The following is a 22,911-nucleotide window of genomic DNA, read 5'->3' on the forward strand; positions in this document are numbered from 1 at the left end:
CCGGGGGAACTGCAAGACATGTTGTGGCGTTGGCCTGTCGGAGAGGCAAGCGTTGAACAGGAAAGCCGTTTTGCAGGAATCGGGCAAGAGCCGACTGGTCTATGTGGACGATAGTGCACCGGGCATCACGCGGCGGCGCGCGGGGCGCGGATGGTGCTATCGCGATCATGCCGGGCAGCGTATCGCCGACCGGACAGAGATCGACCGCCTCAATGCGGTGGCGCTGCCACCGGCCTATCGCGACGCGTGGTTTTGCCCGATGCCGCATGGCCATATCCTGGCGACCGGCGTCGATGCGCGCGGCCGCAAGCAATACCGCTATCACCCCGATTTCCGCGCCGCGCGCGAGGCGGAAAAGTTTGATGGCTGCGCGGCATTCGGCGCGCTGCTGCCCAAGATCCGCGCCCGCGTCGAAGCAGCGCTATCGGGCCGGGGGCTCAGCCAGGAACGCTGCATCGCCTCGGTGGTCCGCCTGCTCGACACCGGTGCGATTCGCATCGGTAACGAGGCCTATGCCCGCGCCAATGCCAGCTTTGGCGCCACGACACTGCGGATGAAGCATGTCGAGCTGCGCGGGCAAAGCCTGCGGCTGCGCTTTCGTGCCAAGTCAGGCGTGGAGCGGGACATGCGCCTGACCGATCGCGCCCTCGTGCGTTTCGTGCGGCGGATGCAGGACCTGCCCGGCCAGCACTTGTTCCAGTACCTGGGCGAGGATGGCGCGCCATGTCCGGTCGGCTCGGCCGATATCAACGCCTGGCTGCGCAGCGTGACCGGGGCGGAATTCACCGCCAAGCATTTCCGCACCTGGCATGCCAGCGTTCTGGCATTTGGCGCGCTGGCCCATGCAGAACAGAACGTGCCGCTCAAGGAACTGCTGGCGCAGGTGTCCGATCGACTGGGCAATACACCCACGATTGCCCGCAAGAGCTACATCCATCCCGCCGTGCTGGCCCTCGTGCCCGATCAGGCGGAGTGGCGCGCCGGGCTGCGATTGCCCCGCGCCACGCAATGGCTCTCGCGCGACGAGCGTGGGCTGCTGGCGCTGCTCGATGTTCAGCCCAACGCTGTCAGCGTTGGCACCAGCGCATCGAAGTGATCGATCACCGCGTCGGCGCCCAGGAGCGGCGGCGGCAGGTCATGGAACCCAAAGCTGACTGCCACGACCGGCAGGCCGGCCGCGCGCGCCGCGCCAATGTCGAACGTGGTATCGCCCACGAACGCGGCACGCCCGCCACCGCAGCGCGCGATCATTTCCTCAAGCATGTCGGGCGCCGGCTTGGCCTTGCCCGGGCCCAGCGTATCGCCGCCGATTATCGTGGCAAAGCGGGGTGAAAGGCCCAGTTCGTCCAGCAACTGTCGCGCGAATTCCTCGCGCTTGTTGGTCGCCACCGCGACGGTCACGCCGCGCGCGGCCAGTGCGTCGAGCATTTCTGCCCCGCCAGGATAGAGCCGGGAATGCACCGCGATCGCCTCGCCGTAATAGGCGAACAGGCGATCCTGCAGCGGCTTGAACTCTGCCTCGTCATAGCCGCCGCTTTCGGCCAGGGCATTGCGCAGCATCTGCCCCGATCCCCCGCCGATGAAGCGGCGCACCACATCGAGCGGGAAGGTCTGCCGCCCGGCATATTCCAGCGTGCGGTTGAGCGCGTTGCCCAGGTCAGCGGCGGTATCGCACAGGGTACCGTCCAGATCGAACCCAACGATGGAAAATGGAAAATCGGTCATGTTGCAAGCCAGTGCCCACCCGTTCTGGAAACTGCAAGCATAAGCTGGCAAGGATGCAGCCATGACCACGCAAACCCAGTCGCCCTCGGCCACCGCTCCTCTCGCTCTTGTCATCCTTGCTGCCGGCAAGGGCACCCGCATGAGAAGCGATCTGCACAAGGTGCTGCATCCGGTCGCCGGGCGGCCGATGCTGCTGCATCTCATGGCCAGCGCGGCGCAGCTTGCGCCAGCGCGGCAGGTGGTGGTGGCCGGCCATGGTCGCGACCAGTTGGAAAAGGCGCTGGGCGGCAGTGCCACGATTGCGGTGCAGGAACCGCAGCTTGGCACCGGCCACGCCGTGCAGCAGGCGCAAGGCGCGCTCGATGGTTTCGCTGGTGATGTGCTGATCCTCTATGGTGACGTGCCGTTCGTGCGCGCACAGACGATGCAGGCCATGCTCGATCGGCTGCATGCGGCCGATGCCCCGGCGGTGGTCGTGCTCGGCTTCCGCCCGGACGATGCCCTGCAATATGGCCGGGTCATCGCCGAGGGTGACCGCGTGGTGAAGATGGTCGAACACAAGGACGCGAGCGAGGCCGAGCGCGCCTGCACGCTGTGCAATTCCGGGCTGATGGCGGTGAAGGGCAGCGACCTCTTCGCGCTGCTGGCGCAAGTGGGCAACGACAATGCCCAGGGCGAATATTACCTCACCGATATCGTCAACGTGGCCAATGCGGCGGGCAAGACCTGCGCCGTGGTGGTGACCGACGATCCCGACGAAGTGGCCGGAATCAACAGCCGGGCAGAACTGGCCCAGGCCGAAGGCCGCTGGCAGCAGCGCCGCCGCCTGGCGGCAATGGCCGATGGCGCCAGCCTGGTCGCGCCCGAAACCGTGTGGTTCTCGCATGATACCGTGCTCGGCCGCGATGTGACGGTGGAACAGAACGTGGTGTTTGGCCCGGGCGTGACCGTGGCGGACAACGTGGTGATCCACGCGTTCTGCCATCTCGAAGGCTGCACCGTGGCCAGCGGCGTGTCGTTGGGGCCATTCGCCCGCCTGCGGCCCGGCGCCGCGCTGGAGCAGAACAGCCGCGTGGGCAATTTCGTCGAAGTGAAGAACGCGCGCCTGGGTGCCGGTGCCAAGGCCAACCACCTGACCTATCTGGGCGATGCCGATGTGGGCGCCGGCGCCAACATCGGCGCGGGTACGATCACCTGCAACTATGATGGGTACTTCAAGTATCGCACGGTGATTGGCGAGCGCGCTTTCATCGGCTCCAACTCGGCCCTGATCGCCCCCGTGCGCATTGGCGCCGATGCCATCGTGGCGGCGGGCAGCGCGGTGTCGCGCGATGTCTCTGATGGAGAGCTGCGCCTGGTGCGGGCCGAGCAACTGGTCAAGCCGGGCTGGGCCGATCGCTTTCACGATGCGATGAAGAAGAAGAAGGCTGAAAGCAAGAAGTAGGCCGCTGTCCGGGCCTTGCTTCAATCATGTCCGCGAATTCATCTGCCGGTTCACCCGGTCGAAAGCAGGCGGGTAGCAAGAGGCCGGACAGACACGAAATACCAAGAATTATCCGGCCATGATGCCGGCCATTCGCGTTATCTCCCAATCCTGAAGAAAGTGTGGGCCCCAATCCATGTGCGGAATTATCGGAATCGTCGGCAAGGAAGAAGTCGCGGACCGGCTGGTCGATGGCCTGCGCCGCATGGAATATCGCGGCTATGACAGCGCCGGGGTCTGCACCGTGTTCGACGGGCAACTCGTGCGCCGCCGCGCCGAGGGCAAGCTCAACAACCTGGTCAAGGAACTGGCGGTCAATCCGGCGCCGGGCCTGATCGGCATTGCCCACACCCGCTGGGCCACGCACGGCGCCCCCACCACCAGCAACGCGCACCCGCATGCGACCGGCGAAGTGGCGCTGGTCCACAACGGCATCATCGAGAATTTCCGCCCCTTGCGCGAGGCGCTGATCGCGCGCGGCCGCACGTTTGAAAGCGAGACCGACACCGAAGTGGTGGCGCACATGGTTTCGGAGCTGGTGGAGGCCGGCAAGAGCCCGGCCGAGGCGGTCAAGGCCGTGCTGCCGCAACTGCGCGGCGCCTTTGCCCTGGCCATTGCGTTCCGCCAGCATCCCGATCTGCTGATCGGCGCGCGCCTGGGTTCGCCGCTGGTGGTTGGCTATGGCGATGGTGAAACCTTCCTGGGCTCCGATGCCCTGGCGCTCGCGCCGCTGACGCAGCGGGTGTCGTACCTCGAAGAAGGCGATTGGGTGATCGTGCGCCGCGACGGCGTGGAGGTGTTCGATGTGAACAACCAGCCCGTCACCCGGCCGATCGTCGCTTCGGGCGCAACCGCTGCGGCCATTGAGAAGGGCAACTATCGCCACTTCATGCAGAAGGAGATCTTCGAGCAGCCGATCGTGGTGGCGCAGACCCTGCGCTCCTATCTGCGCCGCGTGGAGCAGACCGTGTCGCTGCCCCAGATCGATTTCGACCTGGCCAGCATCAACCGCGTGACGATCGTCGCTTGCGGCACCAGCTATTACGCCGGGATGGTGGCGAAGTACTGGTTCGAACAGTTCGCCCGCCTGCCGGTCGACATCGATGTGGCGAGCGAGTTCCGCTATCGCGATCCCGTGCTGGAGCCCGGTGGCCTGGCGCTGTTCATCTCGCAATCGGGCGAAACCGCCGATACCCTGGCGGCGCTGCGCCATTGCAAGGCGGCCGGGCAAACCATCGCCGTGGTCGTCAACGTGCCGACCAGCTCGATGGCGCGCGAGGCAGACCTGCTGCTGCCCACCCATGCCGGGCCGGAAATCGGCGTCGCCTCGACCAAGGCGTTCTCGTGCCAGCTTGCTGTGCTTGCCGCGCTTGCCGCGCACCTGGCGGTCAAGCGCGGGCGCCTGTCGCGCGACGAGGAAGCGCTGATCGTCAACCAGCTGGCCGAAACGCCCGCCGCGCTCAACGCGGCGCTCTCGCATGACGAGGAAATCGCGGCGATGGCCCCGCTGATCGCGCCGGCGCGCGACGTGCTCTATCTCGGCCGTGGCCCGGACTATCCGCTGGCCCTGGAAGGCGCGCTCAAGCTCAAGGAAATCAGCTATATCCACGCCGAGGGCTATGCCTCGGGCGAAATGAAGCACGGGCCGATCGCGCTGATCGACGAATCCGTGCCGGTGATCGTGCTCGCCCCGTCGGGGCCGCTGTTCGAAAAGACCGTGTCGAACATGCAGGAAGTGCGCGCGCGTGGTGGCAAGATCGTGCTGATCTCTGACGCGGAAGGCCTGGCGGAAGCGGGCGAGGGCTGCCTTGCCACGATCGAGATGCCCAAGGTGCACCCGCTGATCGCCCCGTTGGTCTATGCTGTGCCGGTGCAGCTGCTGGCCTATCACGTCGCCGTGGCCAAGGGCACCGACGTGGACCAGCCGCGCAACCTGGCCAAGAGCGTGACGGTGGAGTGAGCCACTAACACGCCCTCCCCCAGCCCCTCCCGCAAGCGGGAGGGGAGTTTAGAGGGAAACCCCTCCCGCACGCGGGAAGGGGGCAACAAAAAAGGCCCCGCAATCGGGGGCCTTCTTAAATCCCCCTCCCGCTTGCGGGAGGGGTTAGGGGAGGGGATGTTACCCCCCGATCAAGCCGAAACGTTCAACCCAGCCAGCACGCCTTCGAACAGCTTGCGCCCGTCGGTGCCGCCCTGGGCGGCTTCGATCATGCGCTCGGGGTGGGGCATCATGCCCAGCACGTTGCCCGCGGCATTGAGCACGCCGGCAATATCGCGCTGCGAGCCGTTGACCGGCTCGGCATAGCGGAACGCGACGCGGCCTTCGCCTTCCAGCCGATCGAGCGTTTCGGCGTCGGCGAAATAGTTGCCGTCATGGTGGGCCACCGGAATGGTGATGACCTGGTCCTTGAAATAGCGCTGGGTGAACAGCGACTGGCTGTTCTCCACCTTGAGCGGCACTTCGCGGCAGACGAAGCGGATGCCGGCATTGCGCATCAGCGCGCCGGGCAGCAGGCCCGCTTCGGTCAGGATCTGGAAACCGTTGCACACGCCCAGCACCGGCACGCCACGCCCAGCGGCCTCGACCACGGCCTGCATGATCGGCGAACGGGCAGCCATGGCGCCCGAGCGCAGATAGTCGCCATACGAAAACCCGCCGGGAACGGCGATGAAATCAAGGCCTTCGGGCAGGGTGGCATCACCGTGCCACACACGGTGTACCGTGCCGCCGCAGACCTCTTCCACCGCCACCGCCATGTCGCGGTCGCAGTTCGATCCGGGGAAGGTGATGACGGCAGAGGTGAACGGCATCAGGCGGCAACCTTCTCGATGCGATAATTTTCGATGACCATGTTGGCCAAGAGCTTGCGGCACATATCGTCCAGCGCATCGTCGCTGGTGTCATCGGCCACGTCCAGTTCGAACAGGCGCCCGGCGCGCACGTCCTTGACGCCGGCAAAGCCCAGCCCTTCCAGCGCATGGTGGATGGCGCGACCCTGGGGATCGAGCACACCGTTCTTGAGGCTGACGTGGACACGGACCTTCATCGGCGTTTGGCCTTTCACTTAAACAGGCGGATCGTGGGATATGGGACTCGGCGCCGCCTATGCCCCCGTCTGGCGCCAAGGGCAAGTCTTGCGCGCATGGCGCTCCTTGATCGCCGGGTCATGATTGCGGTGCGGGCACGCCATCGGGCAGGACCAGCACGGTCACGGCCTTGGCCGGGGCAAGCCAGGCCTTGGCGGCGGCCTGCACATCGGCGGCGGTGAGGGCCGTGAGCCGGGCACGCGCCGCCTGGAACCGGGCGATGCGATCGGGCCGCGATTGCGCGCGCGCGGCCAGCGCCACCCATCCGCCATTGCCTTTGAGCGCGTTGTCGAGCCGCTCCAGCATCGGCGCCCGCGCGCGCTCCAGCACATCGGCATCCACCGGATGGGCAGCCAGATCGCTAATCGTCTGGACCAGCGCGGCCCGTGTCGCCGCCACATCGGCCACGTTGACCGAGGCCTGCACCGTAAACGTGCCCCAGCCGGTCCACACATCGGACATGTCGCTCGAAACCCCGGGGGAATAGGCCTTGCCCAGCTTTTCGCGCACCGTGTCGAGCACCTCGATCCCGGTTACCTGCTCCAGCAGTTCCATCGTCATGGTCTGCACCGGATCGTGATCGTCGGTTGTGGGCCAGATCATGCGCACGATCGCCTGGTTGGCCGGCCCATGGTGGCGCACCACCTGCACCCCAGGAACGGCGGCAAAGCGGCGCTCGCGCGCCTGGGTCCAGGCGCCGAACGCTGGTTCGCGCGGGGGCAGGGCGCCAAACGTGCGCGCCACATCGGCAATCGCGGCCGCTTCGTCCACATCGCCCACCAGCGCGATTTCCAGCGCGCCGTGCGCCAGCCGATCGCCCAGCACCGGCTTCAACTGGGCAAAGCCCAGCTTCTGGTAGGCCTGCGGCGATTGCAGGGTAAAGCGCGGATCGTTGCCCGACAGGATACCGCCCAGCGCGGCCGTCAGGGCAGAGCCCGGCGTGGCGTTGAGTTGCGCAAAATAGTTGGCCATGCCCTGGTGAAACAGCTGCTCGGCCTCGGGGCGATAGCCGGGATCGGTGAGGTAGGCGGCCATGACCTGCAATTGCAGCAGCAGGTCGCGCGGCGTCGTGGTGCTGCCCGTGCCAAAGGTATCGCCACTGGCGGCAAAGCTGGTGCCCACGGCGTGGCCGGCCAGCATGGTCTGCAACTGGTCCAGGCTATAGCGGCCCAGGCCGCCGGCCGGCACGCTCGATGCCATGTCCACCGCCAGGGGATTGTCGCGGGTTTCCAGCATTTCGCCTCCGTCCAGCGCCAGGCGCACGTGGATGCGATCGGTTTCCAGCGGGGTGCGCTTGATGTTGAGCATCACGCCATTGGCAAAGCGGATGCGGCGAATGCCCAGCGTGGCATCGGTGCTGTCGGCCACCACCGTGCCGGGCGTGCCGAAATCGGTGTAGCCGAATGGCGCTGCGGTCGCCGCTTTGGCCGCGTCCAGCGGCGCGGCCATTGCGGCCTGCCAGGCGCGGCGCAGTGCCTGGGCGCCGCCGGCCGGGGCCTTGCGCCCCTGGAACCGGATCAGCGGCTTGTCCAGCGGCACGGCTTCGCGCCGCAGCGCCGCCATCACGCTGGCGGGCGTGATCGTGGGGGCAAAGGCGTTGAAGCGTTCGAGGCCGCTTGATGGCGTGGTCGGCACCATATCGTCATGCAGCAGCGACAGCGCCAGGTTGACCAGCGTGGCGTTGTTGCGCGTCTGCTCGCCGGCGGCAGCGTTCTCGATCGCAATGCGCAGGTTCGCCACCTGCTCGTCGATCTCGGCCTGGGTAAAGCCCTGGGCCATCGCCTCGCGCCAGACCCTGGCTGCTGCCGTCAGGCCCTTGGCCCAGCCGCCATCGACGGTATCGATGATGAGGTTGGTGGTGCGGCCGATCTTGAACACGTCGCCCGTGCCAAAGCCGGCGCCGCGAAACGGCGCATCGACCTGGCGCGACAGGGTCTGGAAGCGGCGGTTGATGATGCCATAGCCGATCTGGCGCAGCAGGTTCTCGCGCCGGCTGGCGATGGTGTCGGGCTCGTCCAGCCACGGCCCATGGCGCGCCACGGTCACGCGTTCGGCCAGGGCCGGGTTGGTCCACAGGTCGGTCTTGCCATGCTGGCCGGGCAAGACCTTGCCCTGGCCTGGCCGGGGTGGTGCCGGGGCAGCCTGCCAATCGGCAAAGCGCGCGGTAATCGCCTGTTCCACCTTGGCCGGATCGACATCGCCGATCACCACCAGCGTGGTCTTGGCCGGCACATAGTGGCGGTGCCAGAAATCCTTGAGCGCCTGCGCCGTCGCGGCATCGATGGTGGGGACAGTGCCGATCGGCAGCCGCTGGGGATAGGTGGCCTTGGGATAGAAGAACGCCAGCTGGTCGTGGAAATTGTCCAGCGCATAGCCTTGCCCGTCGCGCAATTCAGACAGCACCACGCCGCGTTCGCGGCTCACCGCGCCGGGCGAAAAGGTCAATTCGCTGGCGGTCTCGCGCATCAGCATCAGCGCGGTATCGATCAGGTCGGGATCGTTGCGCGGCAGGTCGAGCATGTAGGTGGTCTGCTCGAAGCTGGTCTGGGCATTGGTATCGGCGCCAAATGCCAGCCCCTTGCGTTCGAGCAGGCGGACCATCTCCCCCTCGGGCACATGGGTGCTGCCGTTGAACGCCATGTGTTCCACAAAATGGGCAAACCCTCGTTCCGCCGCGGTTTCATCGAGCGATCCGGTCGCCACGTCCAGGCGCACCTGCACCGTGCCCTTGGGCATGCCATTGGGCACGATGATCGTGCGCATGCAATTGGCCAGCTGGCCAAAGCGAAAGCGCGGATCGGGCGGCAGGTCAGACTTCTGGAAAACCCAGGTGGGCGCTGGTGCGGCCTGGGGCAGGCCGGCAACCGGCCCATGGCCCAGGTCAGTACAAGCACCCAGCAACAGCGCGACGGCAAGCGGCAGGGCACGATACGGGCGAAACGAGACAGGCAGCATCATTGCCGCCGGTGTGCCGCTCCTGCCGTGCCGCCGCAAGGACTTATCTGGTAACGAATAGCGCCCACGCGAAAGGGCCGGGAAACCAGGTTCCCGGCCCTTGCTATCGTCTGTGCTCAGGCGGACGCCGGCGCAGCGCTTACTTCTTGGAGCGCAGTTTGCGGTGCGCGCCCAGGTCGAGCACTTCGCTCGGCCCGTCGTTGTCCAGCAGGCCAAGGCGGCGCGCTACTTCCTGATAGGCTTCTTCCTCGCCACCCAGGTCGCGGCGGAAACGGTCCTTGTCCAGCTTTTCGCCGGTGACCATGTCCCACAGGCGGCAGCCATCGGGGCTGATTTCGTCGGCCAGGATCACGCGGCTATAGTCGCCATCCCAGATGCGGCCGAATTCCAGCTTGAAGTCCACCAGGCGGATGTTGATCGCCGCGAACATGCCGACCAGGAAGTCGTTCACGCGGATCGCCATCGAGGAAATGTCCTGCATTTCCTCGTTGCTGGCCCAGCCGAAGCAGGCGATGTGCTCTTCGGCGATCATCGGATCGCCCAGCGCATCGTCCTTGTAATAGTATTCGATCAGGGTGTGGGGCAGCGGCTCGCCTTCGGGAATGCCCAGGCGCTTGGAAATGGAACCGGCCGCCACATTGCGCACCACCACTTCGATCGGCACGATTTCCACCTGGCGCACCAGCTGCTCGCGCATGTTGAGGCGGCGGATGAAATGCGTGGGAATGCCGATGTGGGCCAGGCGCGTGAACACATACTCGCTGATGCGGTTGTTGATCACGCCCTTGCCGTTGATCGTCCCGCGCTTCTGCGCGTTGAACGCGGTGGCATCATCCTTGAAATACTGGATGAGAGTGCCCGGCTCGGGGCCTTCATAAAGGATCTTGGCCTTGCCTTCGTAGATCTGGCGGCGACGCGACATGCGGCTTCTTCCTGCGCGGCGGGGGCGATTCGGCCCGCCCCCATGGAAAAACAAGAAACCCCGGCAAACGAGGGAGCCGCGTGGCGACTGCATCGTGTGGGCCGGGGCATTCCCATTCGCCCATATGCGAAAAAGCACGGAAACGCAAACGCTGCCCGGGCGTTCGGCATTTCAGAACATTTGATCCGATCTTATCGCCCTATCTTGAATGTCGCTGGTGCGGCACAAGACTGGGCAAGACGGCGCGGCGCGGTGGCTTGATCCCTCGATGATCCACCCGCCGCGTCACCCAAGTTTACCCTCTCTGCCCAAGGATGATGTGTGATGAGCAAGGTTCTGGTTCTCTATTACTCCAGCTATGGCCACATCGAAACCATGGCCAACGCCATTGCCGAAGGTGCCCGCGAAACCGGCGCCACGGTCGACGTGAAGCGCGTGCCCGAAACCGCCCCGCTCGAAGTGGCGCAGGCTGCCCACTTCAAGCTTGATCAGGCGGCCCCTGTCGCCACCGTGGCCGAACTGGCCGAATACGATGCCATCATCGTCGGCACCGGCACCCGCTTTGGCCGCATCAGCTCGCAGATGGCCGCGTTCCTCGACCAGGCCGGTGGCCTGTGGGCCAAGGGCGCGCTCAATGGCAAGGTTGGCGCGGCGTTTACCTCCACCGCCAGCCAGCACGGCGGCCAGGAAGTCACGCTGTTCTCGATCCTGACCAACTTGCTGCACTTCGGCATGACGATCGTTGGCCTCGACTATGGCTTCCAGGGCCAGCTGACGCTTGATGCCGTGCACGGCGGCACCCCCTATGGCGCCAGCACGATCGCCGGTGGCGACGGCAGCCGCCAGCCCAGCGAGATCGAACTGGACGGCGCGCGCTATCTCGGCCGCCGCGTGGCCAACACGGCCAACAAGCTGTTCGACTGATCGCCCTCTCGGCCTGCCCCCCCCTCAGGCTGATTGATGCAAGCGGCGCGGGCCTGTTCCCGCGCCGCTTCATTGCATATGGGCAATACAGCATGCCAAAACGGGTTGTGGCAGCCGGCGGATTGATCGGCTAGCGCTGTGGCGACACTGCCTTTTCCACGGAGACCCGCCCATGTCGCGCGCCGCCACGCTGGCCCTGCTTGAAACCTATTACGCCGCCTTCAACTCCGGGGATTGGAACGGCATGCTGGCGTGCCTGGCCGATGACGTGGCACACGATATCAACCAGGGCAGCCGCCAGTTGGGCAAGGACACCTTTGCCACGTTCCTTGGCCATATGGAGCGCTGCTACAAGGAACGCCTCGAAGACATCGTGCTGATGGCCAGCGAAGACGGCAGCCGCGCCGCGGCCGAATTCGTTGTCCACGGCAGCTATCTCGCCACCGACGAAGGTCTGCCCGAGGCCGCCGGGCAAACCTATGTGCTGCCGGCCGGCGCCTTTCTCGCGATCGAAGGCGGCAAGATCACCCGCTTGACGATGTATTACAACCTGGCTGACTGGACCGCGCAGGTCGTCGGCGCATGAGCGTCAGCGTCCGCCCGCTGAGCGGTGCGGAAGTGGGCGCCGCGCTGGATGACCTGGCGGCCTTGCGCATCGCCGTGTTTGCCGCCTGGCCCTATCTCTATGACGGGGATCGTGCTTACGAGGCGCGCTATCTCGCCGAATATGCCGCCGCGCCCGGCGCCGTGCTGGTCGCTGCGTTCGATGGCGTGCGCATTGTCGGGGCGGCCACCGCCGCGCCGATGCGGCATCAGAAGGCGGCCTTTCGCGCCCCGTTCGAACAGCGCGGCATCGCCACGCAAGACCTGTTCTATTTCGGCGAAAGCGTGCTGCTGCCCGAGTATCGCGGGCAGGGCATTGGCCACGCGTTCTTCGACCATCGCGAGGATGCGGCCCGCGCCGCCGGGGCACAGGCTGCCTGCTTTGCCGCGGTGATTCGCCCGGCCGATCATCCCGCTTGCCCGGCCGGCTATCGCCCGCTCGATGCCTTCTGGCAGGCGCGCGGCTATGCCCTGGTGCCGGGCCTCGTGACCGAGCTGCCGTGGAAAGACCATGGCGAGGCGCAAGAGACTGCCAAGCCGATGCAATACTGGCTCAAATCCCTGTCGTAAAAAGGCACGCCATGCCCCGTTTCACCGTTGCCGCTGCGCAATATCCGATCGACCGCCTGGCCGATTGGGCCGCCTATGAAACCAAGCTGACCGCCTGGGTGGAGCAGGCCGTGGCCGGCGGCGCGGCGCTTTTGGTGTTTCCCGAATATGGCGCGATGGAACTGGCCAGCCTGAACCCGGCAACGATGGGCGACCTCGCCGGTTCGATCGACACGATTTCGGCCCTGCTGCCCCAGGTCGATGCGCTGCACGCGCGGCTGGCGCAGGCCCATGGCGTGCACATCCTCGCCGCCAGCGCCCCGCGTCGCACCGCCGATGGCCAGGTGCGCAACACGGCGCGGCTGTTTGCGCCCAGCGGCGCCATGGCCAGCCAGGACAAGCTGATCATGACCCGCTTCGAGCGCGAGGAATGGTTCATCACCGGTGGCAATGGCCTGCGCCTGTTCGATACCGCGCTGGGCCGGCTGGCGGTGGTGATCTGCTATGACAGCGAATTTCCGCTGCTGGCGCGCGCAGCGGTAGAAGCAGGCGCACAGGTTCTGCTCGTGCCCAGCTGCACCGATACGCTCCACGGCTATTGGCGGGTGCGCCTGGGCAGCCAGGCCCGTGCGCTGGAGGGGCAATGCTATGCCATCCAGTCACCCACTGTGGGCGATGCCGCCTGGTCTCCGGCAGTCGACGTGAACCGCGGTGCGGCCGGCGTCTATGGCCCGCCCGATGCCGCGCCAGCCGGTGGCGGCATGCCGGCCGATGGCGTGCTGGCGCTGGGCGAGGAAGGCGTGGGCCAGTGGGTCTTTGCCACGATCGACACGGCCCATGTCGATGCCCTGCGCGCCTACGGTGGCGTATTGCTGGTGCGCCACTGGGCCGAACAGCCCGGCGCCGCGCCCTTGCCGCAGGTAGAAGTGGTTTCGCTGCGCTGAGTGGTGTGGAGAAGCTCCGCGGCTGATATGCCTACTTGCAGGCATTGCGGAGTCGCTGCATCGTGTGTGCGTGCCGAACTATGCCGACCTTGATCCCACCATTGCTAAATGGGTTAAAGCTACGGCCTCTACCCTCTTTACCGAGTGGGCAGGTAAGCCGAGCAGGTATTTTCATATTTCGGGCGAGCAACCGTTTGAGTGCTTTCAAATAGTGGTCTTCCCCCCTGCTAAGAACGACATCACCGTCCAAGCTGCCTCCATCGACACCAATGACGGTGCCGAGATGATGGAAATTTGGAATGGATCAGTTGCTTCTCTGGACGACTTGCTGGCTGTCGCCGTAAGCACAGTGGAGAAGTGGAAGGTGAGGCATTGTGAGCAGAGCGATGGTTCGTGATGCTACGACCGATTTCCGCCAATATCGGACCTTTCAGTCGGCTTCGCTAGGCGTCACGCCATTGGAACTTGATGCGCTCCATCGCCGGGGCCGCGCTTTTTCTAAAATCCCACACGAAGCCACGAAGGCACGAAGACGGCGCTTTTCTTCGTGCCTTCGTGGCTTCGTGTGAAATCATTATGAAAATCGCGCGCGGTCCGCTCTGGCATGGCACTGAGGGATAACGCGGGCCCCCGGATCAAGTCCGGGGTCCACCAACCTCTGCCCCATCAGCGGCCTCTGGACCTGTCCGCGCGGCTTCGTCATGATCCTGTCGCAAAGCCTGTCCAGGGCGCCCATGGCATTGGCAAAAGGATGAACCCCATGACTGTTTCGCGCCGTTCGATCCTGGCCATGGGGGCCGGCGCGGCCATGCTACCCGGCGCCCGCGCTCTGGCCAGCACCTTGGCCCAGCGCCATGGCCGCCACCCCCGTCCGGCCCATCCCCTGGTGCTGGGGCATCGCGGCGCCTGCGCGCACCGGCCCGAACATACGCTGGCCTCGTATCAGCGCGCGGTGGCCGATGGCGCCGATTTCATCGAGCCCGATCTGGTCCCCACCCGCGATGGCGCGCTGGTGTCGCGCCATGAACCCAATATCGTGGACACCACCGACGTGGCCGCCCACCCGGAATTTGCCGAGCGCAAGACCACCAAGGTCATCGATGGCGAGCGGCAGGAAGGCTGGTTCGTCGAGGATTTCACCCTGGCCGAACTCAAGACTCTGCGCGCCAAGGAGCGGCTGGGCACGCTGCGTCCTGAGAGCATGGCGTTCGACGGGCAGTTCCCGGTGCTGACGTTTGATGAGATCGTGGCCTTTGCCGCCAAGGCCGCGCGCGGGCGCAAGCGGCCGCTGGGGATCATTCCCGAAATCAAGCATTCCAGCTACTTCCACAGCCTGGGCCACGATATGGAGGCCAAGCTGCTGGCGGCCATTCGCGCCCATGCCTGGCTGCAGCAGGCGCCGGTGATCGTGCAGTCGTTCGAAGTGGCCAATCTCAAGCGGCTGCGCGGCATGCTGGCGCCTTGGCGCAATATCGCGCTGATGCAACTGGCTGATGAGCCCGACAAGCGCACGGGTGACGCCATCGCCAGCGGCGGCACGCTCAACTACGGCGCTATGCTGTCGGCCAGTGGCCTGGCTGACGTGGCCGGCTATGCCGATTGGATCGCGCCCTGGAGCCGCACCCTGATGCCTGAAACGGCAGACGGGCATCTGGCGTCGCCGCAGCCGATCATCGCCGATGCGCACCGCGCCGGTCTGCTGGTGGGTGCCTATACCTTCCGGCCAGAGCCGCAGTTCCTGCCCGCCAGCCTGCGCCAATGCGGCGCCGCGCTGCGCTGCGAAAGCGGCAGTGTGGCGGAAATCCGGGCCTATCTTGCTGCCGGGCTGGACGGGTTCTTCACCGACGATCCCGCGCTGGGCCGTCGCGCGGTCGACGGGGCCTGATCATCCAGGGCAAATCCGCCCGTCTGCAATTTCCTGCGGCTTGGTGCTGGACTTTTTGCATTGCAGCGTATTTTATTGCGCTGCGACGGGCATCGCCAGGCCGTGCGCCGGATGCGGTGCGTGCGCCCGGTTCACCACATGCCTGCGCAGGGTTCATGTGGAAGGGAATGCGGTGAGCCAGCCAGCCGTGCTGTTTGTTTGCCTGGGCAATATCTGCCGCTCGCCGTTGGCCGAGGCTGCGTTCCGGGCCGAAGCCGTCAAGGCAGGCCTTGCCGTGACCATCGATTCGGCCGGCACCGGCGGCTGGCATGCCGGCAATCCGCCCGATCCGCGCGCGCAGGCGGTGGCCTTGCAGCATGGCATCGACATTTCCCGCTATCGCGCCCGCCAGGTGACCGAGGCCGATTTCACCCGCTTTGGCCAGATCTATGCGCTCGATTCGCAGAATCTGCAGGATCTGCGGCGCATGGCCCCGCGCCGCACCCTGGCGCGGATGGGCCTGTTGATGGATCTCGTTCCGGGCCGGGAAGGGCAGGCGGTGATCGATCCCTATTACGGCGACGAGCAGGATTTTCTCGAAGCCTGGGATGACGTGAGCGAAGCGGCCCGCCGCCTGGTGGCGCGCATGTTGCGCTAGGTTCTGGTAGTTCCCTTATCCCTCTTGATTTGCGCCGCGAAACGCACGAAAGCACCGCCCATGCCTGCACGCATCTATCAGCGCCCGAAAAATGCCATGCAGTCCGGCAAGGCCCGGACTGCCGACTGGCTCCTGGAATTCGCCCCGGCCGAGGCCAAGCGCCCCGATCCCCTGATGGGTTGGGCCGGTTCCGGTGATACCCAGCAGCAAGTCATCCTCACGTTCGAGACCGAGGCGGACGCCCGCGCCTATGCCGACAAGTATGGCATTGCCGTGCATGTCACGCCCACGCCGCCGCGCCGGCTCAAGCTGCAAAGCTACGCTGACAATTTCCGCTGATTGATCAAGCCGGCGCTTGCAATCGGCGCGCGCCGGCGCCATAGGGCGGGCCGGGAGTCGGGCGGACGTTTGCGTTCGCCAACCTGGTCAGGTCCGGAAGGAAGCAGCCACAACGGATTGCGGCGGGTCGCCCGGCTCCTTCTTAGCCCCACATTGTAACGCGCCGTCGCCTGGTCGATCGGATCAGGCCTGCTGCCCGGATGCCTTCATCCGCTCGCGCGCCGCCTCGCGCCCTTCCGTCGCCGGCACCAGGCCCATCGCCTTGCCCAGCCCGAAGGCGGGCATATCCACATAGATGGTTTCGCTGCCGCCGGCCGGCACGGCATAGGTTTCGTGAAAAATGCCCACGCCACCGCGTTGCTGGCGCGCTGCCTTGTTGAATGCGACCCAGGCTGGCCAATGCGTGCGGTCGCGGCTGCGGGCATAGGCTTCCAGGCTGTCGAAATCGCGCCAGTATTGCACTAGCATGATCGTGCGCAGCCCGCGCAGCATGGGTTCGTACCCCAGGAAGCCGCTGTCGGGCGCGGCGGAAAGCTCGGCCAGCATCGGGCCCATCGCGCGCGACACGGGCAGCCATTCGCGCACGGCGCGGAAGCGGTTGATGCGCATGCCGATCAGGAACACGACCAGCGGCGTGGTGGTCTGGGCGGTGCGGCGGCCGGGCAGGATCGTGGGCATCACAAATTGGTATCAAATCAGAATCGCGGCGCAAGCTTGCGGGAAACCGCCTTGCCCCCGTTCGACATTTGCAGCCTTTGCGCCTACCTAGGGGCGCGATGGCCGATTCAACCGACATGTTTGGGCACGAACCCGAAACCCCCGATGCCCCGCCGCAAGAGGCTGCGCCCAGCGCGGCCGAACTCGAAGCGGCTGGACAGGGCGCGATGTTCGGCGATCCCGCGCTCGTGGCCAAGCCTGCGCCCGTTGCGCCCCAGCCTGTGCAAGCGCCTGCCGCTAAGCCGGCACCGGCCGCTGCGCCAGCACAGCCCTATCGCGTGCTGGCGCGCAAGTATCGCCCGCAAACCTTTTCCGCGCTGATCGGCCAGGAAGCCATGGTGCAAACCCTGGCCAACGCGATCCGGCGTGACCGGCTGGCCCATGCCTTCTTGATGACCGGCGTGCGCGGGGTGGGCAAGACCAGCACCGCGCGCCTTATCGCCAAGGCGCTCAACTGCATCGGCCCGGACGGGCAGGGCGGCCCGACGATCGACCCGTGCGGCCAGTGCGAACCGTGCCAGGCCATTGCCGAAGGCCGCCATATCGACGTGATCGAGATGGACGCGGCCAGCCACACCGGCGTGGATGACGTGCGTGAGATCATCGAGGCGGTGCGCTATGCCGCTGTCTCGGCCCGCTACAAGATCTACATCATCGACGAAGTGCACATGCTCTCGCGCAACGCGTTCAACGCGCTGCTCAAGACGCTGGAAGAACCGCCGGCGCATGTGAAGTTCCTGTTCGCCACGACAGAGGTGGACAAGCTGCCGGTCACGGTGCTCTCGCGCTGCCAGCGGTTCGATCTGCGGCGCATCCCGACCGCGCTGCTGGCCGATCATTTCGGCCACGTCTGCAAGGCCGAAGGGGTCGAGGCCGAGGCCGAGGCTCTGGCCATGGTGGCCGCCGCCGCCGAAGGCTCGGCACGTGACGGGCTTTCGATTCTCGATCAGGCGATCAGCCATGCCGATCTGGCGGGCACTGGCGATGGCTCGGTGATCACGGTTTCGGCCGCGCAAGTGCAGGACATGCTCGGCCTGGCCGACAAGACGCTGCAACGCCGGCTGTTTGCCGCCATGCTCAAGGGCGATGGCGCCGCGCTGCTCGCTGAAGTGGCGCATCAATATGCCCTGGGGATCGAGCCGGTCGCCATGCTGCGCGCGCAGCTCGATCTGGTGCACAAGGTCACTGTCACCCAAATCAGCGGGCCAGAGGGCGAGGCCCGCTCGGCCGAAGAGGCCGCGGCGCTGCAGGGCTGGGCCGGCGATCTGGCGCCCGGGCAGTTGCACCGCCTGTGGCAACTGCTGCTCAAGGGCCATGACGAGGTGAAGACCGCGCCCGACCCGCTGGTGGCGGCGCAGATGGCCCTGCTGCGCGTGCTCCACACGGCTGACATGCCCGATCCCGGCGGCCTGGTGCGCAAGCTGGAAGAAATGCTGGCGCAAGGGCCCGCCTTGGCCGCGAGCATGGTTGCGCAGCCCACGTCCGATGGCGCCCCGGCTGCAGCGATGCCGTCGGCGCCCGCCACGGGCATCGCCATGGATTGGCAAGCCCTGGTGGAGCAGGTGGAAGAGGTCTCGCCGCTCACCGGCGCCACCATGCGCCTGTCGGTCCGCCTGATCGAGCTGCGCATGGGCACGCTGCGCTATCAGCTGGCGCCGGGCCTGCCGGGCGATCCCACGCCCGATATCAAGAAAGCGCTACAGAATATCACCGGCCAGGCTTGGCTGGTGGAACGGCTCGATGGCGAAGCGGCCCAGGGCGCGCAGCCCAGCCTGGTGGAAGCCAAGGCCGCCTTGGAGGCCGAGGCCGAGGCCGCGATGCGCGCCGACCCCCTGGTGCGCGCTGCGCTTGAAGCCTTTCCCGGCGCTGAAATTCTCGACGAATCCAACCCCGCCACGGCTGAACGCCGGCCGTGGTCGCCTGCGCGGAGCAGACAAGCATGAAGTCCATGGAAGAAATGATCCAGGCGGCACAGAAGGCCGCCGAAACCATCCAGAAGCAGATGGAGGATGCTCAAGGCCGCCTCGACGCGATCGAGGTGGAGGGCGCTGCCGGCGGTGGCCTGGTCACCATCAAGGCTTCGGCCAAGGGCCGCGTGATCGGCGTGGCGATCGACGACAGCCTGCTGGTTCCGGCCGACAAGGGCATTCTCGAAGACCTGGTGGCCGCCGCGTTCAACGATGCGCGGGCCAAGGCCGATGCCGCCGCTGCCGAAGAAATGCAGAAGGTGCAGATGGCGGCGGGCATCCCGCCGGGCTTCAAGCTGCCGTTCTGAGCGGCGGCGCAACCTTTCAAGATTACCGTTGTTTTCCCATGGCTGCGCGCCTGATCGGTCTTTCGTTCAGCGCCCAGTCATGGTGAGACCGACTACGGGGACATGATGATCGTATTGCTTGCCGCTGCGTTGGCCGGGACCACGCCGATAGATGATGGCGCGCCGCCGCAGCCGGTTGCGGGCAGCCCTGCCGCATCTGCCCCTGCCGTGACCGCGCCTGCCGCTCCTGCCACCGCGCCGGCCGTACCTTCTGCCCCCGAACAAGCGCCCGCCCGCGCACCCGATGGCCAGATTCTCCCCGTCATCGTGCTGCCCACGGTCACGCCGGTTGCCGCCAACGATACCGCTGCCGAGACGCAGCCCGCCGACGAAGGCGCCATTGTCGTCAACGCGCGGCGCGGCCCGCCGCCTGGCGACCCGGTCATTGCCCTCAACAAGGTGACTTTTGCCGCCACCCAGGCGGTTGACCGTGCGGTGATCGGGCCGGCTGCCAAGGCCTATGGCTCGATCGTGCCGGCGCCCATTCGCACGGGTTTCCGGCATTTCTTCACCAACCTGACCGAGCCGGTCATCGCGCTTAACTTCCTGCTGCAGTTGAAGCCGGGCAAGGCCGCCGAAACGCTGGGCCGGTTCGCCATCAATTCCACCATTGGGGTGGGCGGCCTGCTCGATGTGGCCGTGGCCAAGCCGTTCAAGCTGCCTTATCGCCGCAACGGCTTTGGCTATACCCTCGCCTATTATGGCGTGGGGCCAGGGCCGTTCCTGTTCGTTCCGCTGGTTGGGCCCACCACCCTGCGCGACGTGATCGGCCTGGGCCTCGATCGTGCGTTCCTGCCGGCGATTGTGGGCGGCCCGCTGCGCAGCCCTGCCTATGTCACCGGCAGCTTCGTGGTGCGTTCGCTCAACGATCGTCTTGACGATGACCGCCGCATCCAGGCGATGCGCAAGGCTGGCGATCCCTATCTCGCCGCCAAGGAAGGCTATCTCGCCGCCCGCCAGGAGCAGATCGACGAGCTCAAGGGGCACAAGCACAAGGAAAAGGCCGCCCCGCCCCCCGATGCGCAGACGCCACCCGCTGCGGTGAATCCCGCAGCACCGGCGCCAGCGCCCACCGGGCCAGCGACCACCGGGCCGGCGCACGCCCCGGATGGCCAGGTGCTGCCCCCGATCGTGCTGCCCGCGCCCGCGCCAGCCGCTACCCCGGCAGCGGCACCAGCCACCACCACCCCCTGATCGGCGCACCGCCGCCCCATAGGCCAAGTCCCGCGCAAAAAGGCTGAAAACCGGCAATCCCCAACCGTCTTGGCGCTTGGGCATTGCGGGGCGGCGCCTTGCACCCCATATCTGCCTCAAGCCCTGCCGGTTTGGGTTCATGTGCGGCAGGTGGGACGGACATTTGCACTTATGACTTTGTATCCCCTGCTGCCCTTGCGCGATATCGTGGTGTTCCCCGGTATGGTCGTGCCGCTGTTTGTCGGCCGCGAAAAGTCGGTTGCCGCCCTGGAAACGGCCATGGCCGGGTCCAAGGACATCTTCCTGCTGGCCCAGCTCGACCCCGGCTGCGACGATCCCGATCGCGATGATCTCTATGAAACCGGCGTGATCGCCACGGTGCTCCAGCTGCTCAAGCTGCCCGATGGCACCGTGCGCGTGCTGGTGGAAGGCAACCAGCGTGCCGAGCTCAAGACGCTCAACGCGGAAAGCTCCAGCCACGGCGACATGCTGATGGCCGAGGTCGAGCCGATCGAGCCGGGCAGTGTCTCGGGCACCGAAGTGTCGGCGATGATGCGCTCGGTGGTCGATCAGTTCGCCGAATATGCCAAGCTTTCCAAGAAGCTGCCGCAGGATGCCGGGCAGCAGCTGGGCGATATCGAAGACGCTGGCAAGCTGGCCGATGCCGTGGCTGCCAACCTGGCGGCAAAGGTGGCCGACAAGCAGGCCGTGCTTTCGGAAAGCGACGCTCTCAAGCGTCTGGAAATGGTGCTTTCCTTCATGGAAGGCGAGCTGGGCGTGCTCCAGGTGGAGCGCAAGATCCGTGGCCGCGTCAAGCGCCAGATGGAAAAGACCCAGCGCGAATACTACCTCAACGAGCAGCTCAAGGCGATCCAGTCGGAACTGGGCGGCGGCGACGGTGAGGAAGCCAACGAGATCCAGGAACTGCAGGACAAGATCGACAGTCTCAAGCTGTCGAAGGAAGCCCGCGCCAAGGCCAATGCCGAGCTGAAAAAGCTCAAGACCATGCAGCCGATGAGCGCGGAAGCCACCGTGATCCGCAACTATCTCGATGTGCTGCTGGGCCTGCCGTGGGGCAAGCGGTCCAAGCTCAAGAAGGATATCCCGGGCGCCCAGGCGGTGCTCGATGCCGATCACTACGCGCTGGACAAGGTCAAGGATCGCATCGTCGAATACCTGGCCGTGCAGGCGCGCACCAACAAGCTCAAGGGTCCGATCCTGTGCCTCGTTGGCCCGCCGGGCGTGGGCAAGACCTCGCTGGGCAAGTCGATCGCCAAGGCCACCGGCCGGCAGTTCATCCGCCAGTCGCTGGGCGGCGTGCGCGACGAGGCCGAAATCCGTGGCCACCGCCGCACCTACATCGGCTCGCTGCCGGGCAAGATCGTCACCAACCTGCGCAAGGCTGGGGCATCCAACCCGCTGTTCTTGCTCGACGAGATCGACAAGCTGGGCCAGGATTTCCGTGGCGATCCCGCCTCGGCCCTGCTCGAAGTGCTCGATCCCGAACAGAACGCCAAGTTCCAGGATCACTACCTGGAACTGGACATCGACCTGTCCGACGTGATGTTCGTGTGCACGGCCAACAGCCTCAACCTGCCGCAGCCGCTGCTCGATCGCATGGAGATCATCCGCCTCGAAGGTTATACCGAGGATGAGAAGGTCGAAATCGCCGAGCGCCATCTGGTGAGCAAGCAGGTGGAAGCACACGGCCTGCGCAAGGGCGAGTTCACGCTGACGCAGGACGCGCTGCGCGATCTGATCCGCTATTACACCCGTGAAGCTGGCGTGCGCACGCTGGAGCGCGAAGTGGCCCGGCTCGCGCGCAAATCGTTGCGCAAGATTCTGGAAGGCAAGGAAAAGAGCGTGACCATCACGCCCGAAAACCTGGCCGAGTTCGCCGGCGTGCGCAAATTCCGCCATGGCGTGTCGGACGAGGAAAACCAGGTTGGCGCGGTAACGGGCCTCGCCTGGACCGAAGTGGGCGGCGAATTGCTGACGATCGAAAGCGTGACGGTGCCGGGCAAGGGCGCGGTGCGCACCACGGGCAAGCTGGGCGAAGTGATGAGCGAAAGCGTCCAGATGGCGTTCAGCTTCGTCAAGGCGCGCAGCCCGGCCTATGGCATCAAGCCGTCGATCTTCCAGCGCAAGGATCTGCACATCCACCTGCCCGAAGGCGCCGTGCCCAAGGACGGGCCGAGCGCGGGCATCGGCATGGTCACCGCGATGGTCTCGACGCTGACCGGTGTTCCGGTGCGTGCCGATGTGGCGATGACTGGGGAAGTGACGCTACGCGGCCGTGTGCTGGCGATCGGCGGATTGAAGGAAAAGCTGCTCGCCGCGCTGCGCGGTGGCATCAAGACCGTGCTGATCCCCGAGGAAAACCGCAAGGATCTGGCGGAAATCCCCGCCAATATCCGCGAAGGGCTGGAGATCGTGCCGGTGTCGCATGTCGACGAGGTTCTGGCGCGGGCGCTGGTTGCCCCGGTGGAAGCGATCGAATGGACCGAAGCCGACGACCTTGCCACGCAGCCGGCGGCGGCCCCCCTGGGCGGCAGCCCGGCAGCGGCACGCACCGCGCACTGAGCGCAGTTTCTACCGTAGTTTGACGGGAGCCGCGCGCAACATCGTTGCGC

At 66.1% G+C, this 22,911-nt stretch carries 21 protein-coding genes and 1 other RNA gene; 16 read left to right on the plus strand and 6 right to left on the minus strand.

Translation table 11 applies throughout. The annotated features are described in order from the left end of the window. Window positions 1–52: 52 nt before the first annotated feature. Entirely contained in the window at window positions 53–1,096 is a 1,044-nt protein-coding gene (locus tag ABIC78_RS16660) for a DNA topoisomerase IB (protein WP_354490892.1), read from the plus strand. Here the strand turns inward: ABIC78_RS16660 and ABIC78_RS16665 are convergent. Further along, on the minus strand, window positions 1,054–1,725 hold the full coding sequence (locus tag ABIC78_RS16665; protein WP_022677352.1) for an HAD-IA family hydrolase: 672 nt from the start codon (window positions 1,723–1,725) through the stop codon (window positions 1,054–1,056). The genes ABIC78_RS16660 and ABIC78_RS16665 overlap by 43 nt on opposite strands. A gap of 61 nt (window positions 1,726–1,786) precedes the next feature. Between ABIC78_RS16665 and glmU the strand changes: the two genes are divergently transcribed. Then, entirely contained in the window at window positions 1,787–3,169 is a 1,383-nt protein-coding gene (glmU, locus tag ABIC78_RS16670; RefSeq protein WP_169049269.1) for a bifunctional UDP-N-acetylglucosamine diphosphorylase/glucosamine-1-phosphate N-acetyltransferase GlmU, read from the plus strand. 175 nt (window positions 3,170–3,344) lie between these two features. After that, the gene (glmS, locus tag ABIC78_RS16675) at window positions 3,345–5,168 is read left to right on the plus strand and encodes a glutamine--fructose-6-phosphate transaminase (isomerizing) (RefSeq protein WP_107718228.1); all 1,824 of its coding nucleotides are present in this window, start codon (window positions 3,345–3,347) and stop codon (window positions 5,166–5,168) included. Between the two features lie 170 nt (window positions 5,169–5,338). Here glmS and purQ read toward each other — a convergent pair whose 3' ends face one another. From purQ to purC, 4 genes are all read right to left on the minus strand, one after another. Continuing rightward, complete coding sequence (gene purQ / locus ABIC78_RS16680; protein WP_022677349.1) at window positions 5,339–6,019, minus strand: phosphoribosylformylglycinamidine synthase subunit PurQ; 681 nt, start codon at window positions 6,017–6,019, stop codon at window positions 5,339–5,341. Beyond that, window positions 6,019–6,255, minus strand: coding sequence for a phosphoribosylformylglycinamidine synthase subunit PurS (gene purS, locus ABIC78_RS16685; RefSeq protein WP_022677348.1), 237 nt, complete (start codon window positions 6,253–6,255; stop codon window positions 6,019–6,021). Before purS ends, purQ begins: the two co-directional genes overlap by 1 nt. 118 nt (window positions 6,256–6,373) lie before the next feature. Next, window positions 6,374–9,253, minus strand: coding sequence for a M16 family metallopeptidase (locus ABIC78_RS16690; RefSeq protein WP_354490896.1), 2,880 nt, complete (start codon window positions 9,251–9,253; stop codon window positions 6,374–6,376). A 136-nt stretch (window positions 9,254–9,389) separates the two neighbouring features. Beyond that, the gene (gene purC / locus ABIC78_RS16695) at window positions 9,390–10,172 is read right to left on the minus strand and encodes a phosphoribosylaminoimidazolesuccinocarboxamide synthase (protein ID WP_022677345.1); all 783 of its coding nucleotides are present in this window, start codon (window positions 10,170–10,172) and stop codon (window positions 9,390–9,392) included. Window positions 10,173–10,496: 324 nt separating this feature from the next. Here purC and wrbA point away from each other — a divergent pair, with 324 nt between their 5' ends. The 9 genes from wrbA to ffs all read left to right on the plus strand — a co-directional run bounded on the left by wrbA (window position 10,497) and on the right by ffs (window position 16,198). Beyond that, the gene (gene wrbA, locus ABIC78_RS16700; RefSeq protein ID WP_022677344.1) at window positions 10,497–11,096 is read left to right on the plus strand and encodes an NAD(P)H:quinone oxidoreductase; all 600 of its coding nucleotides are present in this window, start codon (window positions 10,497–10,499) and stop codon (window positions 11,094–11,096) included. Window positions 11,097–11,268: 172 nt separating this feature from the next. Beyond that, window positions 11,269–11,682 carry a ketosteroid isomerase-related protein gene (locus ABIC78_RS16705; protein WP_354490898.1) on the plus strand — a complete coding sequence of 138 codons (414 nt, stop codon included), beginning with the start codon at window positions 11,269–11,271 and terminating at the stop codon, window positions 11,680–11,682. After that, complete coding sequence (locus ABIC78_RS16710) at window positions 11,679–12,269, plus strand: GNAT family N-acetyltransferase (protein WP_354490900.1); 591 nt, start codon at window positions 11,679–11,681, stop codon at window positions 12,267–12,269. Before ABIC78_RS16705 ends, ABIC78_RS16710 begins: the two co-directional genes overlap by 4 nt. Window positions 12,270–12,280: 11 nt before the next feature. Further along, complete coding sequence (locus ABIC78_RS16715; protein ID WP_354490902.1) at window positions 12,281–13,192, plus strand: carbon-nitrogen hydrolase family protein; 912 nt, start codon at window positions 12,281–12,283, stop codon at window positions 13,190–13,192. A 70-nt stretch (window positions 13,193–13,262) separates the two neighbouring features. After that, window positions 13,263–13,589, plus strand: coding sequence for a hypothetical protein (locus tag ABIC78_RS16720; RefSeq protein ID WP_133726875.1), 327 nt, complete (start codon window positions 13,263–13,265; stop codon window positions 13,587–13,589). 363 nt (window positions 13,590–13,952) lie between these two features. Continuing rightward, window positions 13,953–15,077 (plus strand): glycerophosphodiester phosphodiesterase family protein, encoded by a 1,125-nt coding sequence (locus tag ABIC78_RS16725; protein WP_354490904.1) that lies wholly within the window; start codon window positions 13,953–13,955, stop codon window positions 15,075–15,077. A gap of 172 nt (window positions 15,078–15,249) precedes the next feature. After that, the gene (locus ABIC78_RS16730) at window positions 15,250–15,714 is read left to right on the plus strand and encodes a low molecular weight protein-tyrosine-phosphatase (protein WP_028658140.1); all 465 of its coding nucleotides are present in this window, start codon (window positions 15,250–15,252) and stop codon (window positions 15,712–15,714) included. A gap of 60 nt (window positions 15,715–15,774) precedes the next feature. After that, window positions 15,775–16,053 carry an ETC complex I subunit gene (locus ABIC78_RS16735; RefSeq protein WP_022677337.1) on the plus strand — a complete coding sequence of 93 codons (279 nt, stop codon included), beginning with the start codon at window positions 15,775–15,777 and terminating at the stop codon, window positions 16,051–16,053. Window positions 16,054–16,103: 50 nt separating this feature from the next. Beyond that, window positions 16,104–16,198, plus strand: an RNA gene (ffs, locus tag ABIC78_RS16740) — signal recognition particle sRNA small type. 38 nt (window positions 16,199–16,236) lie between these two features. Here the strand turns inward: ffs and ABIC78_RS16745 are convergent. Further along, entirely contained in the window at window positions 16,237–16,731 is a 495-nt protein-coding gene (locus tag ABIC78_RS16745; protein WP_354490907.1) for a DUF4188 domain-containing protein, read from the minus strand. 98 nt (window positions 16,732–16,829) lie between these two features. Here ABIC78_RS16745 and ABIC78_RS16750 point away from each other — a divergent pair, with 98 nt between their 5' ends. The 4 genes from ABIC78_RS16750 (at window position 16,830) to lon (ending at window position 22,861) form a co-directional block, all read left to right on the plus strand. Beyond that, complete coding sequence (locus tag ABIC78_RS16750) at window positions 16,830–18,713, plus strand: DNA polymerase III subunit gamma/tau (protein WP_354490909.1); 1,884 nt, start codon at window positions 16,830–16,832, stop codon at window positions 18,711–18,713. Continuing rightward, a complete protein-coding gene (locus ABIC78_RS16755; protein WP_062785048.1) occupies window positions 18,710–19,045 on the plus strand; it encodes a YbaB/EbfC family nucleoid-associated protein in 336 nt (111 codons plus the stop codon). The genes ABIC78_RS16750 and ABIC78_RS16755 overlap by 4 nt, the downstream gene beginning before the upstream one ends. Before the next feature lie 102 nt (window positions 19,046–19,147). Next, complete coding sequence (locus ABIC78_RS16760) at window positions 19,148–20,278, plus strand: MlaA family lipoprotein (protein WP_354490911.1); 1,131 nt, start codon at window positions 19,148–19,150, stop codon at window positions 20,276–20,278. Window positions 20,279–20,449: 171 nt separating this feature from the next. Next, window positions 20,450–22,861, plus strand: coding sequence for an endopeptidase La (gene lon, locus ABIC78_RS16765; protein ID WP_028658138.1), 2,412 nt, complete (start codon window positions 20,450–20,452; stop codon window positions 22,859–22,861). The last annotated feature ends 50 nt before the right edge of the window (window positions 22,862–22,911 follow it).

This window comes from Novosphingobium sp. 1529 (genome assembly GCF_040544855.1).
Taxonomy (GTDB): domain Bacteria; phylum Pseudomonadota; class Alphaproteobacteria; order Sphingomonadales; family Sphingomonadaceae; genus Novosphingobium; species Novosphingobium capsulatum.

Coding starts and splice junctions, on each gene's coding strand:
- glmS (WP_107718228.1), top strand. CDS start 3,345: ATGTGCGGAATTATCGGAATCGTCGGCAAGGAAGAAGTCGCGGACCGG.
- ABIC78_RS16710 (WP_354490900.1), top strand. CDS start 11,679: ATGAGCGTCAGCGTCCGCCCGCTGAGCGGTGCGGAAGTGGGCGCCGCG.
- purQ (WP_022677349.1), bottom strand. CDS start 6,019: ATGCCGTTCACCTCTGCCGTCATCACCTTCCCCGGATCGAACTGCGAC.
- lon (WP_028658138.1), top strand. CDS start 20,450: ATGACTTTGTATCCCCTGCTGCCCTTGCGCGATATCGTGGTGTTCCCC.
- purS (WP_022677348.1), bottom strand. CDS start 6,255: ATGAAGGTCCGTGTCCACGTCAGCCTCAAGAACGGTGTGCTCGATCCC.
- ABIC78_RS16760 (WP_354490911.1), top strand. CDS start 19,148: ATGATGATCGTATTGCTTGCCGCTGCGTTGGCCGGGACCACGCCGATA.
- ABIC78_RS16705 (WP_354490898.1), top strand. CDS start 11,269: ATGTCGCGCGCCGCCACGCTGGCCCTGCTTGAAACCTATTACGCCGCC.
- ABIC78_RS16690 (WP_354490896.1), bottom strand. CDS start 9,253: ATGATGCTGCCTGTCTCGTTTCGCCCGTATCGTGCCCTGCCGCTTGCC.
- purC (WP_022677345.1), bottom strand. CDS start 10,172: ATGTCGCGTCGCCGCCAGATCTACGAAGGCAAGGCCAAGATCCTTTAT.
- glmU (WP_169049269.1), top strand. CDS start 1,787: ATGACCACGCAAACCCAGTCGCCCTCGGCCACCGCTCCTCTCGCTCTT.
- ABIC78_RS16665 (WP_022677352.1), bottom strand. CDS start 1,725: ATGACCGATTTTCCATTTTCCATCGTTGGGTTCGATCTGGACGGTACC.
- ABIC78_RS16725 (WP_354490904.1), top strand. CDS start 13,953: ATGACTGTTTCGCGCCGTTCGATCCTGGCCATGGGGGCCGGCGCGGCC.
- ABIC78_RS16745 (WP_354490907.1), bottom strand. CDS start 16,731: ATGCCCACGATCCTGCCCGGCCGCCGCACCGCCCAGACCACCACGCCG.
- ABIC78_RS16735 (WP_022677337.1), top strand. CDS start 15,775: ATGCCTGCACGCATCTATCAGCGCCCGAAAAATGCCATGCAGTCCGGC.
- ABIC78_RS16750 (WP_354490909.1), top strand. CDS start 16,830: ATGGCCGATTCAACCGACATGTTTGGGCACGAACCCGAAACCCCCGAT.
- ABIC78_RS16755 (WP_062785048.1), top strand. CDS start 18,710: ATGAAGTCCATGGAAGAAATGATCCAGGCGGCACAGAAGGCCGCCGAA.
- wrbA (WP_022677344.1), top strand. CDS start 10,497: ATGAGCAAGGTTCTGGTTCTCTATTACTCCAGCTATGGCCACATCGAA.
- ABIC78_RS16715 (WP_354490902.1), top strand. CDS start 12,281: ATGCCCCGTTTCACCGTTGCCGCTGCGCAATATCCGATCGACCGCCTG.